This window comes from Streptomyces guryensis, from assembly GCF_021261325.1.
Classification (GTDB): domain Bacteria; phylum Actinomycetota; class Actinomycetes; order Streptomycetales; family Streptomycetaceae; genus Streptomyces; species Streptomyces guryensis.
In genome coordinates this window covers 134,663-148,045 of the sequence record NZ_JAJSBI010000010.1, presented here as the reverse complement: position 1 = coordinate 148,045, position 13,383 = coordinate 134,663, and the positions used below count along the sequence as shown (strand labels likewise).

General features: G+C 70.3%; 8 protein-coding genes. 4 read left to right on the top strand and 4 right to left on the bottom strand.

Going from position 1 to position 13,383, the window contains the following annotated elements:
• The first annotated feature begins 10 nt into the window (after positions 1 to 10).
• From LJ657_RS21295 to LJ657_RS21280, 4 genes are read left to right on the top strand one after another with little or no spacing between them, the layout of a single operon-like run.
• Complete coding sequence (locus LJ657_RS21295; protein WP_232650355.1) at positions 11 to 1,354, top strand: ABC transporter substrate-binding protein; 1,344 nt, start codon at positions 11 to 13, stop codon at positions 1,352 to 1,354.
• A complete protein-coding gene (locus LJ657_RS21290) occupies positions 1,351 to 2,262 on the top strand; it encodes an ABC transporter permease (protein WP_232650354.1) in 912 nt (303 codons plus the stop codon). Before LJ657_RS21295 ends, LJ657_RS21290 begins: the two co-directional genes overlap by 4 nt.
• The gene (locus LJ657_RS21285; protein ID WP_232650353.1) at positions 2,246 to 3,013 is read left to right on the top strand and encodes an ABC transporter ATP-binding protein; all 768 of its coding nucleotides are present in this window, start codon (positions 2,246 to 2,248) and stop codon (positions 3,011 to 3,013) included. Before LJ657_RS21290 ends, LJ657_RS21285 begins: the two co-directional genes overlap by 17 nt.
• 12 nt (positions 3,014 to 3,025) lie before the next feature.
• Positions 3,026 to 5,890 (top strand): fumarate reductase/succinate dehydrogenase flavoprotein subunit, encoded by a 2,865-nt coding sequence (locus tag LJ657_RS21280; protein WP_232650352.1) that lies wholly within the window; start codon positions 3,026 to 3,028, stop codon positions 5,888 to 5,890.
• A gap of 72 nt (positions 5,891 to 5,962) precedes the next feature.
• Here the strand turns inward: LJ657_RS21280 and recQ are convergent, their stop codons facing one another.
• The 4 genes from recQ to nuoL all read right to left on the bottom strand — a co-directional run bounded on the left by recQ (position 5,963) and on the right by nuoL (position 13,373).
• Complete coding sequence (gene recQ, locus LJ657_RS21275; protein ID WP_232650482.1) at positions 5,963 to 7,975, bottom strand: DNA helicase RecQ; 2,013 nt, start codon at positions 7,973 to 7,975, stop codon at positions 5,963 to 5,965.
• Between the two features lie 216 nt (positions 7,976 to 8,191).
• On the bottom strand, positions 8,192 to 9,850 hold the full coding sequence (gene nuoN, locus LJ657_RS21270; RefSeq protein WP_232650351.1) for an NADH-quinone oxidoreductase subunit NuoN: 1,659 nt from the start codon (positions 9,848 to 9,850) through the stop codon (positions 8,192 to 8,194).
• Positions 9,847 to 11,421, bottom strand: coding sequence for an NADH-quinone oxidoreductase subunit M (locus LJ657_RS21265; RefSeq protein WP_232650350.1), 1,575 nt, complete (start codon positions 11,419 to 11,421; stop codon positions 9,847 to 9,849). Before LJ657_RS21265 ends, nuoN begins: the two co-directional genes overlap by 4 nt.
• Before the next feature lie 5 nt (positions 11,422 to 11,426).
• A complete protein-coding gene (nuoL, locus tag LJ657_RS21260) occupies positions 11,427 to 13,373 on the bottom strand; it encodes an NADH-quinone oxidoreductase subunit L (protein ID WP_232650349.1) in 1,947 nt (648 codons plus the stop codon).
• Positions 13,374 to 13,383: the final 10 nt, after the last annotated feature.

Here is a 13,383-nt window from a genome sequence, read left to right as displayed (position 1 = left end):
CCGAACTCCCATGAAACGCACCGCACTTGCCGCACCCGCCGCCCTTCTCCTCCTCCCCCTGACCGCATGCGGCGGCAGCGCCGAGGCCGGTGACGGCAAGAACGTCACCATCACGGTCGGCTACCAGTCCAAGACCATCAACACCGTCACCGCGGGCACCCTCCTGCGCTCCCTCGGCTACTTCGAGAGAGACCTCAACGCCCTGCACGACGGCCACACCTACAAGGTCGACTGGCAGGACTACGCCACGGGCGCCCCCATCACCGCCCAGATGACCGCAGGGAAGATCGACATCGGCTCGATGGGCGACTTCCCGCTGCTCATCAACGCGGCCCGGGGCAAACAGCTCGGCAAGCCGACCCACCTGGTCTCCATCACCGGCTACAACCTGCGCGGCGGTCTCAACACCATCGTCACCTCCCCGGACTCGAAACTGGCCTCCCTCACCGACCTCAAGGGCAAGAAGGTCTCCACGAGCATCGGCTCCGCCGCCGACGGCACCCTCGTACGGGCCCTGCAACGCGCCGGCATCGACCCCGACAAGGGCGTCGAGAAGCTCAACCAGCAGCCCGCGGTGGGCGCTTCGGCCCTGACGGCCGGCAGCGCGGACGCCCTGTCCCAGTTCGTCGCCTGGCCCGGCCTGCTCGCCTTCCAGGGCAAGGCGAAGGCGCTGTACGACGGCGCCCAGCTGAACCTCCCCACCTTCCACGGCGTCACCGCCCGCGAGGACTTCGCGGGGCAGCGGCCCGCCGTCCTGGAAGCCTTCCTCAAGGCCCAGTCGGAGGCCACGGACTACCTGAACACCCACCCGGTCGCCGCCGCCGAGTCGGTCGCCAAGGCCACCGGCCTGCCCGCCGAGGTCGTCTACCTCTACAACGGCGCCCACGGCATCTCCACCTTCGACCCCGCCGTCAAACCGCAACTGATCTCCGCGCTGGAGAAGGACGTCTCGGTCCTGAAGTCGGCCAAGCTGACCGGCGACATCGACGTGGACTCCTTCGTCGACGACCAGTACCTCAAGAAGGCCCTCGGCGCCGAATACACCCAGCGGCTCGCCGCGACGCCCCCGGCAGCAGCGAGCGAGGTGTGGCCCAAGGGCGCCGAGCAGACGACCGCCTTCAAGACACCCGCCGAACTGCTGAGTTACGTGAAGAAGCACAAGGACGGCATCCGCGCGGCCTACGTCCCCGACGCCACCACCGGCACCCTGTGGTTCGCCGACAAGGCGGTCTGGGTGGCCGACGGCGACCAGCTCCTCCCCTTCGTCGCCCCGGCCACCGCGAAGGCCTACGTCGCCGCACACGGGGACGCCCGCGTCATCACCTACGCCGACGCGCTGGGGCAGGCGTCGTGACCGGTCAACCGCGGCCGGGGGGCAGGTTCGCGCGCCGTTACCCGCGGCGCGCGGGCCGCTTCGCCCTGCGGCTCGCCTCGCTGGCCGCCTTCCTGGGCGCCTGGCAGCTGCTGGCCGGCCTGAAGATCGACCTGTGGCTGCGCTTCTCCCAGTTCCCCACCGTCACCGACGTGGCCCGCGCCTTCGCCGACCGACTGGCCGGCCCCGACTACTGGACGGACCTCACCGACAGCGTCACCCGCATCCTCACCGGGTTCCTGCTCGCCGCCGTGCTCGGCGTCGCGACGGGCGTGCTCGTGGCTCGCTCCCGCCTCGCCGAGGACCTGCTCGGACCGGTGCTGGAGGTCATCCGCCCGATTCCCGCGATCGCCCTGGTGCCCGTCGCGATCCTGCTCTTCCCCTCCAACGAACAGGGCATCGTCTTCATCACCTGCACCGCCGCCTTCTTCCCCGTCCTCGTCTCCACCCGGCACGCGGTCCGCGCGCTGACACCCGTGTGGGAGGAAGCGGTGCTCACCATGGGCGGCAGCCGGTGGCGGATCCTCGGCTCGGTCGTCCTGCCGGGCGCGCTGCCCGGCATCTTCGGCGGCCTGTCGGTCGGCATCGGCGTCTCATGGATCTGTGTCATCTCCGCCGAGATGATCTCCGGCCAGTACGGCGTCGGCTACCGCACCTGGCAGGACTACACCGTCGTCAACTACGCGGGCGTGTTCGTCGGCATGCTCACGATCGGCGTGCTCGGCTGGGTCACGTCCACCGCCGTGGAACTCCTCGGCCGCCGCCTGACCCGCTGGCTGCCCCGCACGTCGTACGTCCCCGGCAGACAGCCTCCGCCTGCGGCGCGCGGTGCCGCCGCCCCCGCGAGCCCCACGACCATGGAGGAAGTGCCCCATGACCAGCTCGTCTGACCTGCGTTCGCCCACCCGCACCGGTGCCGGACTCACCCTGCGGAACGCCGCACTCGGACGGCCCGGCGCACCCGTGCTCGACGACGTGGACCTCGACGTCGCCCCCGGCGAGATCCTCACCCTCGTCGGCCCCTCCGGCTGCGGCAAGTCCACCCTGCTGCGCACCCTGGCCGGACTGCTCGCTCCCCTCTCCGGAGAGGCCGGCCAGGACGGACGGCCGCTGACCGGCCCCGCCGCCGACCGCGCCCTGATCTTCCAGGAGGACGCCCTCCTGCCCTGGCGCACCCTGCGCGCGAACGTCGAACTGCCCCTCGCCATCAAGGGGTTGCCGCGCGCGGAACGCAGGAGCCAGGCGGAGACCTGGCTGGAACGCGTCGGCCTCACCGAACAGTCCGGCAAGCTGCCGCACCGCGTCTCCGGCGGACAACGCGGGCGCGCCCAGCTGGCCCGCGCCCTCGCGGCAGCGCCCCGCGCCGTCCTCATGGACGAACCCTTCGGCGCCCTCGACGCCCAGACCCGCGCCGGCATGCAGGACCTGCTGGTGGAGGTGCTGCGCGGCACAGGCGCGACCGTCGTCTTCGTCACCCACGACGTCGACGAGGCGCTCTTCCTCGGCGACCGCGTGGCCCTCCTCGGCAACGGCCGGCTGACCGCCGTACGCGATGTGCCGCGCCCCCGCGACCGTACAGCGCACGACGACCCCGCGCGCGTGGCACTGCGGCGCGACGTCCTCACCTCGCTCGGTACCTGAAAGGCCCCCCCGGTGACCACCCCCTCCGTGAACACGCCCCTGGAGATCCCCGCCCTGACGGACGCCGAGGAGATCAGCTGCGACGTCCTCGTCATCGGCGGCGGCACCGCCGGCACCATGGCCGCGCTGACCGCCGCCGAGCACGGCGCGAACGTCCTCCTCCTGGAGAAGGCCCACGTCCGCCACTCCGGAGCGCTCGCCATGGGCATGGACGGCGTCAACAACGCGGTCATCCCCGGCCGCGCCGAGCCCGACGACTACGTCGCCGAGATCACCCGCGCCAACGACGGCATCGTCGACCAGTCCACCGTCCGCCAGACCGCCACCCGCGGCTACGGCATGGTGCAGCGCCTGGAGTCGTACGGCGTGAAGTTCGAGAAGGACGAGCACGGCGACTACGCGGTCCGCCAGGTGCACAGGTCGGGTTCCTACGTGCTGCCGATGCCCGAGGGCAAGGACGTCAAGAAGGTCCTGTACCGGCAGCTGCGGCGCCGCGAGATGCGGGAGCGGATCCGCATCGAGAACCGCCTGATGCCGGTGCGAGTGCTCACCGCGGAAGGGCGCGCGGTAGGGGCGGTCGGCTTCAACACACGCACCGGCGCGTTCGTCGTGGTGCGCGCGGGCGCAGTGATCCTCGCAACCGGCGCATGCGGCCGACTGGGGCTCCCGGCCTCCGGCTACCTCTACGGCACGTACGAGAACCCGACCAACGCCGGTGACGGCTACGCCATGGCCTACCACGCGGGCGCCGAACTCACCGGCATCGAGTGCTTCCAGATCAACCCGCTGATCAAGGACTACAACGGCCCCGCCTGCGCCTACGTCGCCAACCCGTTCGGCGGCTACCAGGTCAACCGGCACGGCGAACGCTTCGTCGACTCCGACTACTGGTCGGGGCAGATGATGGCCGAGTTCGCGGCGGAGGTCGCAAGCGACCGGGGACCTGTCTACCTGAAGCTGAGCCACCTTCCGGAGGAGTCGATCTCCGCGCTGGAATCGATCCTGCACTCGACGGAGCGGCCGACCAGAGGGACCTTTCACTCCGGCCGCGGCCACGACTACCGCACCCACGACGTCGAGATGCACATCTCCGAGATCGGCCTGTGCGGCGGCCATTCGGCCTCGGGCGTACGAGTGGACGACCACGCCCGTACGACCGTCCCGCGTCTGTACGCCGCCGGCGACCTGGCCTGCGTGCCGCACAACTACATGATCGGCGCGTTCGTCTTCGGCGACCTGGCGGGCGCGGACGCCTCCCAGTACACGCCGTACCAAGGCGAGTTGCCCCCCGATCAGCTCCGGGACGCGCACGAGCTGATCTACCGCCCACTGCGCAATCCGGACGGCCCGCCCCAGCCCCAGGTCGAGTACAAACTGCGCCGCTTCGTGAACGACTACGTGGCCCCGCCCAAGTCCGGTGCACGACTGTCGCTGGCCCTGGAGGCCTTCGAGCGGATGCACGACGACATCGCGGAAATGGGTGCGCGCACCCCGCACGAACTGATGCGCTGCGCCGAGGTCTCCTTCATCCGCGACTGCGCGGAAATGGCCGCCCGCGCCTCCCTGGCCCGCACGGAGTCGCGGTGGGGGCTGTACCACGACCGCATCGACCACCCCCAGCGCGACGACGCCTCCTGGTTCCACCACCTCGACCTGCACAAGTCCCCCTCCGGTTCGATGGAGTTCACGGCCCGTCCGGTGGCTCCCTATCTGGTGCCTGTCGACGAGTTCACGCCCGTGGGCGGCCCATCCAGGAGCTTGGGCGAGGTCCACGCCGAGGATGTGGCGACGGCGGGGTCTCGGGATGTGGCGCCGGTGGGGTCGGGGGCGTCGGGGGGCTCGGGGGGCTCGGGGGCTTGGGATGAGGGGGCGGGGGGCGGGGGGGCGGCGGCGTGGGGGGGGGGGGGCCTCCCCCTCCCCTCCCACCCCACCCCCGCCACCTCCTCCGCCCGCCTCCTCGAACTCGTGGCCCTCGCCGACGAGGAGCCCGAACTCGACGCCCTGCGTCCCTACTTGACCGACCCGGCACCCACCGTGCGCCGCGAGGCCGTCGCCGTGCTGACCGAGACGGTGCCGCCGGGCACCGGTCCCGCCCTCGCCGAGGCTCTGCGCGACGCCGCCACCGAGGTGCGGGCCGCGGCAGCTGCGTCCCTGCGCGAACTCGTCGAGACGCTGCCACCGGAACCCGCCCTGCGTGACGGCCTCGTCGCCGCCCTGGCCGAACCCGACCCGGTCGCCCGCGCCGCCGCCCTCGACGTCCTGCGCGCCCTGCGCCTGGGTGACGCGGCGCTGTTCGCAGGCCCCCTGACCGACTCCGTCATCTCCGTCCGCATCGAGGCCGTACGTGCCCTCGTCTCGGTCGACGCCGCCACCGAACTGGCCCGCGCGGCGACCACCGACCCGTCCCGCGAGGTCCGCGTCGCCCTCGCCAAGGCCCTGGCGACGGTGTGGGCGGGGCAGACTGAGCAGGCAGGGGACGTGGAAGGTGCGGGACCGTCCGGCGCCGGTCTCGACGTCATCCTCGCCGCCCTGGCCGACCTGACCGGCGACCCCGACGCCCTGGTGCAGGGCGCCGCATATGGGGCGCTGGGCACCACCGGCTGCCCGGCACCGCTCGCCGTACGCGCCGTGGCCGCTCTGTCCGCGTCGGCCTGGCAGGTGAGGTCGGGAGCCGCGACCGCGCTGTCCTCCGCCGAGCCGGAGGTGGCCGTCCCCGCCCTTGCGAAAGCCCTCGCGGACCAGAACGCCGACGTGCGCAAGGCAGCCGTACTGGCCCTGACCCGGCACAACGGCACCGAGGACGCCCGCGCAGCCCTCGCCACGGCCACGGCGGACTCGGACGCGGACGTCAGGGCGTACGCGGCACGCGCAATGTGATGGTGGCTTTCGCGATGCCATCCGCTGCGGGGCGGGCGCCGTTCCAGTACCGGAACGGCGCCCGGCCCTCGCCTATATCCAGTCCTCCGGCTCCGGCTCCGCGTCCATCTCGGGCCAGTCGTCGTCACCCAGGCCGTCCTCGGCCGCCGGAGCCGGACCATTCGCGGTGGCCGGACCACTCGCCGACGCCGAGCCGGGTGCGCCGCCCAGTGAGGCCAGCACCTCCAGCACACCCTCGCCGTAGGTCGCGAGCTTCTTCTCCCCGACCCCGCCGATGCCGCCGAGCTGCGTCACCGACGTCGGCCAGGCCGTGGCGATCTCCCGAAGCGTGGCGTCGTGGAAGATGACGTATGCCGGGACGCCCTGTTCCCGGGCCTGCTCGGCGCGCCAGGTGCGCAGCGCCTCGAAGGCGGGCTGCAGTTCCTCGGGCAGCTCGGCCGCCGCGGCCTTGGCCTTGCGCTCGCCCCGGCTGGAGGATCCCGAGGTCGACCGCGCGGTCGCCGGCTTCTTGGGCTCCTTGCGCAGCGGTACCTCCCGCTCGCGCCGGAGCACCGACCCGCTGGCCTCGGTCAGCACCAGCGTGCCGTACTCCCCCTCGACCGCGAGCAGCCCCTGGGCCAGCAACTGCCGTACCACACCCCGCCATTCGCCCTCTTCGAGCTCCTCGCCGATGCCGAACACGGACAGCTGGTCGTGGTCGAACTGGATCACCTTGGCCGTGCGTTTGCCGAGCAGGATGTCGACGATCTGGATGGCGCCGAACTTCTGCCCCCGCTCCCGCTGCAACCGCACCACCGTCGACAGCACCTTCTGGGCGGCGACGGTCCCGTCCCAGGTCTCCGGCGGGACAAGGCAGGTGTCGCAGTTGCCGCAGCCCGCCGGGTCGGGGTCCTGGCCGAAGTAGGCGAGCAGCTGGCCGCGCCGGCACTGGGCGGTCTCGCACAGCGCCAGCATCGAGTCCAGGTGGGCGGCGGCCCTGCGCCGGAACGCCTCGTCGCCCTCGCCCGACTGGATCAGCTTGCGCTGCTGTATGACGTCGTTGAGGCCGTACGCCATCCACGCGGTCGACGGCAGTCCGTCCCGGCCGGCGCGGCCCGTCTCCTGGTAGTAGCCCTCGACCGACTTCGGCAGGTCGAGGTGGGCGACGAACCGCACGTCCGGCTTGTCGATGCCCATTCCGAAGGCGATGGTCGCGACCACGACCAGGCCTTCCTCTCGCAGGAACCGGGACTGGTGTGCCGCGCGGGTGCCCGCGTCCAGGCCCGCGTGGTACGGGACGGCCTCGATGCCGTTGCGGCTCAGGAACTCCGCCGTGGTGTCCACCGACCTGCGTGACAGGCAGTAGACGATGCCGGCGTCCCCGGTGTGTTCCTCGCGCAGGAAGCCCAGCAGCTGTTTCTTGGGGTCGGCCTTGGGCACGATCCGGTACTGGATGTTGGGCCGGTCGAAGCTCGCCACGAAGTGCCGGGCCGTCGGCATGTGCAGCCGCTGGGTGATCTCCTGGTGCGTCGCGTGCGTGGCCGTGGCGGTGAGCGCGATCCGTGGGACGTCGGGCCAGCGCTCGCCGAGCAGGGAGAGGGCGAGATAGTCGGGGCGGAAGTCGTGGCCCCACTGGGACACGCAGTGCGCCTCGTCGATCGCGAAGACGGCGATCTTGCCGCGGGAGAGGAGGTCCAGTGTCGAGTCGAGCCGCAGCCGCTCCGGCGCGAGGTAGAGAAGGTCCAGCTCGCCGGCCAGGTACTCGGCCTCGACGACCCTGCGCTCGTCGAAGTCCTGCGTGGAGTTCATGAACCCGGCGCGCACGCCGAGTGCCCGCAGGGCGTCCACCTGGTCCTGCATCAGCGCGATGAGGGGTGAGACCACGATGCCTGTACCGGGTCTGACCAGGGCGGGGATCTGGTAGCACAGCGACTTGCCGCCGCCGGTCGGCATGAGGACCACGGCGTCGCCGCCGGCCACCACGTGCTCGATGACCGCTTCCTGCTCGCCGCGGAAGGCCTCGTAGCCGAAGACCCGGTGCAGCGTGGCCAGCGCCTCGTTCTCGGTCACCCCTGGCATCTCGCTGATCCCGCCCATCCCACCCATAGTTCCGTCCCCCGTACGTCGTCCTTCGACCACTGCCTCCACGATAGGGGTCCGCACTGACAGCCCAGGAGTTGTCCACAGGCTCGTATCGGTGACTCTCTGCGCACAGCCGTCTGTCCGAAGGCCGGCAGGTCGGCAGGCCTGCCCGTGCACGGCGGAGGGCTCCGGGTCCCGAAAGGGAGCCGGAGCCCTCCCCCCACCCGCACCGCAGGTGGATCAGCGCACGAAAACTCCTGCCTGGGCGGCCAGGTCCAGGAAGTACTGCGGCGCCACACCGAGCACCAGGGTGACCGCGACGCCGAGCCCGATCGCGGCCATCGTCAGCGGTGACGGCACGGCGACCGTCGGGCCGTCGGGTCGCGGCTCGCTGAAGAACATCAGCACGATCACACGGATGTAGAAGAAGGCAGCGACCGCGGACGAGATCACACCGACCACGACCAGCGGGGCCGCCCCGCCCTCGGCGGCCGCCTTGAACACGGCGAACTTGCCGGCGAAGCCGGAGGTCAGCGGGATACCGGCGAAGGCCAGCAGGAACACCGCGAACACGGCCGCCACCAGCGGTGAACGGCGGCCGAGCCCGGCCCACTTGGACAGATGCGTCGCCTCGCCGCCCGCGTCGCGCACCAGTGTCACCACGGCGAAGGCGCCGATGGTCACGAAGGAGTACGCGCCCAGGTAGAAGAGGACGGAGGAGACGCCGTCCTTCGACGTGGCGATGACACCCGCGAGGATGAATCCGGCGTGTGCGATCGAGGAGTACGCCAGGAGGCGCTTGATGTCGGTCTGCGTGATCGCGACGATCGCGCCGCCGAGCATGGTGACGATCGCGACGGCCCACATGACCGGCCGCCAGTCCCAGCGCAGTCCGGGCAGGACGACATAGAGCAGCCGGAGCAGCGCACCGAACGCCGCCACCTTCGTCGCCGCCGCCATGAAGCCTGTCACCGGGGTCGGTGCGCCCTGGTAGACGTCCGGCGTCCACATGTGGAACGGGATGGCGCCGACCTTGAACAGCAGGCCCATGACGATCATCGCGCCGCCGACGAGCAGCAGCGCGTCGTTGCCCATGGTGTTGGCGAGCGCCGGGTCGACGTTCGTGACCGAGCCGTCGACGACATGTGCGATCGTCGCGTACGACACGGAGCCCGCGTAGCCGTAGAGCAGGGCGATGCCGAACAGTGTGAACGCGGAGGCGAACGCTCCGAGCAGGAAGTACTTGACCGCGGCCTCCTGCGACATGAGCCGCTTGCGGCGGGCCAGGGCGCACAGCAGGTACAGCGGCAGCGAGAAGACTTCCAGGGCCACGAACAGGGTCAGCAGGTCGTTGGCGGACGGGAAGACCAGCATGCCGGCGATCGCGAAGAGCAGCAGCGGGAAGACCTCGGTGGTGGTGAACCCGGCCTTCACTGCCGCCTTTTCGCTGTCGCTGCCCGGCACGGACGCGGCCTGCGCGGCGAACGAGTCGACACGGTTGCCGTGCGTCTCCGGGTCGAGACGCCGCTCGGCGAAGGTGAACAGGCCGACCAGGCCGGACAGCAGGATCGTGCCCTGCAGGAACAGGGACGGACCGTCGACCGCGATGGCGCCCATCGCCGCGATGTGCGCCTTGGTGGTGCCGTAGCCGCCGGCCGCGAGCGCCACGACCGCCGCGAAGGCGGCGACGAGCGCGACGGCGGACACGAACACCTGGGCGTAGTAACGGGACTTGCGCGGCACGAAGGCCTCGATCAGCACTCCGACGATCGCCGCGCCCACGACGATCAGGGTGGGCGACAATTGCCCGTATTCGATCTTGGGCGCGGGGATCTTCGAAATCGGATCCGCCGCGGTCGCCGCCGTTGTCCACAGGCTGTGGACGGCTGATGCGCTCACTTGGCCACCGCCTCCACCTCAGGCTTGGGGTCCTTCTTGTGTACGTCGGACAAGGTCGACTTCACCGCCGGGTTGACGATGTCGGTGACCGGCTTGGGGTAGACGCCCAGGAAGATCAGCAACACGATCAGGGGGGCGACGACCACGAGTTCTCGGGCCCTGAGGTCCGGCATCGCGGAGACCTCCTGTTTCACCGGGCCGGTCATCGTCCGCTGGTAGAGGACGAGGGTGTAGAGCGCGGCGAGCACGATGCCGAAGGTGGCGATGATCCCGATCGCCGGATAGCGGGTGAACGTGCCGACCAGGACCAGGAACTCACTCACGAACGGTGCCAGACCGGGCAGCGACAGGGTTGCCAGGCCGCCGATCAGGAAGGTGCCGGCGAGCACCGGGGCGACCTTCTGCACACCGCCGTAGTCGGCGATGAGCCGCGAACCGCGCCGGGAGATCAGGAAGCCCGCCACCAGCATCAACGCGGCGGTGGAAATGCCGTGGTTGACCATGTACAGCGTAGCGCCGGACTGCCCCTGGCTGGTCATCGCGAAGATGCCCAGGATGATGAACCCGAAGTGCGAGATGGACGCGTACGCCACCAGCCGCTTGATGTCCCGCTGCCCGACGGCGAGCAGCGCCCCGTAGATGATGCTGATCAGGGCGAGGACGAGGATGGCGGGCGTCGCCCACTTCGAGGCTTCCGGGAACAGCTGGAGGCAGAAGCGGAGCATCGCGAAGGTGCCCACCTTGTCGACGACCGCCGTGATGAGGACGGCGACCGGGGCGGTGGACTCCTGCATGGCGTTGGGCAGCCAGGTGTGCAGCGGCCACAGCGGCGCCTTCACCGCGAAGGCGAAGAAGAAGCCGAGGAACAGCCAGCGTTCGGTGTTCGTCGCCATGTGCAGCGAGCCGTTGGCGCGGGCCTGCGCGATCTCCTGGAGGCTGAAGTTCCCGGCGACCACGTACAGGCCGATCACGGCGGCCAGCATGATCAGACCGCCGACCAGGTTGTAGAGGAGGAACTTGACGGCCGCGTAGGACCGTTGGGTCGAGGCCGCCTCCTCGCCGTGCTCGTGGGCACGGTCCCCGAAGCCGCCGATGAGGAAGTACATCGGGATGAGCATGGCTTCGAAGAAGATGTAGAAGAGGAAGACGTCGGTGGCCTCGAAGGAGATGATCACCATCGCTTCGACGCCCAGGATCAGAGCGAAGAAACCCTGTGTGGGCCGCCACCGCTTGCTTCCGGTCTCCAGCGGGTCGGCGTCGTGCCAGCCCGCGAGGATGATGAACGGCATCAGCAGGGCGGTCAGCGCGATCAGCGCCACCGCGATGCCGTCCACTCCCAGCTCGTACCTGACGCCGAAGTCCGCGATCCAGGCGTGGGATTCGGTGAGTTGGTAGCGGCCGCCGTCCGGGTCGAAGCGCACCAGGATCGTGATCGCGAGGGCGAGTGTGGCGAGCGAGACGAGCAGCGCGAGCGATTTGGCGGCGGTGCGCCGCGCGGCCGGCACGGCGGCCGTGGCGACCGCCCCGATCGCCGGGAGCACCGCCGTCGCTGTCAGCAGAGGAAAGGACATCGGTATCAGACCGCCCTCATCAGCAGGGTCGCGGCGACGAGGATCGCCGCACCGCCGAACATCGAGACCGCGTACGACCGCGCGAAGCCGTTCTGGAGCTTGCGCATGCGCCCGGACAGGCCGCCGACCGAGGCCGCCGTGCCGTTGACGACGCCGTCGACCAGGGTGTGGTCGACGTACACCAGGGAGCGTGTGAGGTGTTCGCCGCCGCGGACGAGGACGACGTGGTTGAAGTCGTCCTGCAGCAGGTCGCGCCGGGCGGCACGGGTGAGCAGCGATCCGCGGGGGGCGACGGACGGGACCGGGCGGCGGCCGTACATGGCGTACGCGATGCCGACGCCGATGAGCAGGCAGACCATCGTCCCGCCGGTGACCGTCGCCGCGCTGAGCGGGGAGTTGCCCTCGCTGTGGCCGGTGATCGGCTCCAGCCAGTGCAGGAAGCGGTCGCCGATGCTGAAGAACGCGCCGCCGAAGACCGATCCGACGGCCAGCACGATCATGGGGATCGTCATGACCTTCGGGGACTCGTGCGGGTGCGGCTCCGCGTGCTCGCCGTGGTGCTCGGCGGCGGGCTCGGCGCTCGCTGCCTCCGGGGAGCGGGTGGGCTGGTTGCGCCAGCGCTCCTCGCCGAAGAACGTCATCAGCATCACGCGGGTCATGTAGAAGGCGGTGATGGCCGCTCCCAGGAGGGCGGCGCCGCCGAGGATCCAGCCTTCGGTGCCGCCCTTTGCGAAGGCAGCCTCGATGATCTTGTCCTTGGAGAAGAAGCCGGACAGGCCGGGGAAGCCGATGATGGCGAGGTAGCCGAGGCCGAAGGTGATGAAGGTGACCGGCATGTACTTCCTGAGTCCGCCGTACTTCCTCATGTCCACCTCGTCGTTCATGCCGTGCATGACCGATCCGGCGCCGAGGAACAGCCCGGCCTTGAAGAAGCCGTGCGTCACCAGGTGCATGATCGCGAAGACGTAGCCGATGGGGCCGAGGCCCGCCGCGAGCACCATGTAGCCGATCTGCGACATGGTCGAGCCGGCCAGGGCCTTCTTGATGTCGTCCTTCGCGCAACCGACGATCGCACCGAACAGGAGCGTGACCGCACCGACCACGGTGACGGCGAGCTGGGCGTCGGGCGCGGCGTTGAAGATGGCTCCGGAGCGTACGATCAGGTACACGCCGGCGGTCACCATGGTCGCGGCGTGGATCAGGGCCGAGACCGGGGTCGGGCCCTCCATCGCGTCCCCGAGCCAGGACTGCAGCGGGACCTGGGCGGACTTGCCGCAGGCGGCGAGCAGGAGCATCAGGCCGATGGCGGTGAGCTTGCCCTCGCCGGTTTCCCCGACGTGGCTGAACACCGGCCCGAAGGCAAAGGTCCCGAACGTCGTGAACATCAGCATGATGGCGATGGACAGGCCCATGTCGCCGACGCGGTTGACCAGGAAGGCCTTCTTCGCCGCCGTCGCCGCGCTGGGCTTGTGCTGCCAGAAGCCGATCAGCAGGTAGGAGGCGAGACCGACGCCTTCCCAGCCGACGTACAGCAGCAGGTAGTTGTCGGCGAGGACGAGCAGCAGCATCGCCGCGAGGAACAGGTTCAGATAGCCGAAGAAGCGGCGGCGGCGCTCGTCGTGCTCCATGTACCCGACGGAGTACAGATGGATCAGCGAGCCGACGCCGGTGATCAGCAGGACGAACGTCATCGACAGCTGGTCGAGACGGAAGGTGACGTCCGCCTGGAAGCTCTCGACCGGGATCCACGTCCACAGGTGCTGGATCAGGATCCGGTGTTCGGCGTCCTTGCCGAGCATGTCGGCGAAGAGGACGACGCCGATGACGAAGGAGGCGCCGGCGAGGACCGTGCCGATCCACTGGCCGACGGCGTCGAGCCGCCGGCCGCCGCACAGCAGTACGGCCGCTCCGAGCAGTGGCGCCGCCACCAGCAGCGCAATCAGGTTCTCCACGATTCAGCGA

What these genes read in the sequence shown, in the direction of transcription:
- LJ657_RS21295 (WP_232650355.1), top strand. Translation starts at nt 11, where the DNA reads ATGAAACGCACCGCACTTGCCGCACCCGCCGCCCTTCTCCTCCTCCCC.
- LJ657_RS21285 (WP_232650353.1), top strand. Translation starts at nt 2,246, where the DNA reads ATGACCAGCTCGTCTGACCTGCGTTCGCCCACCCGCACCGGTGCCGGA.
- recQ (WP_232650482.1), bottom strand. Translation starts at nt 7,975, where the DNA reads ATGGGTGGGATGGGCGGGATCAGCGAGATGCCAGGGGTGACCGAGAAC.
- LJ657_RS21265 (WP_232650350.1), bottom strand. Translation starts at nt 11,421, where the DNA reads ATGTCCTTTCCTCTGCTGACAGCGACGGCGGTGCTCCCGGCGATCGGG.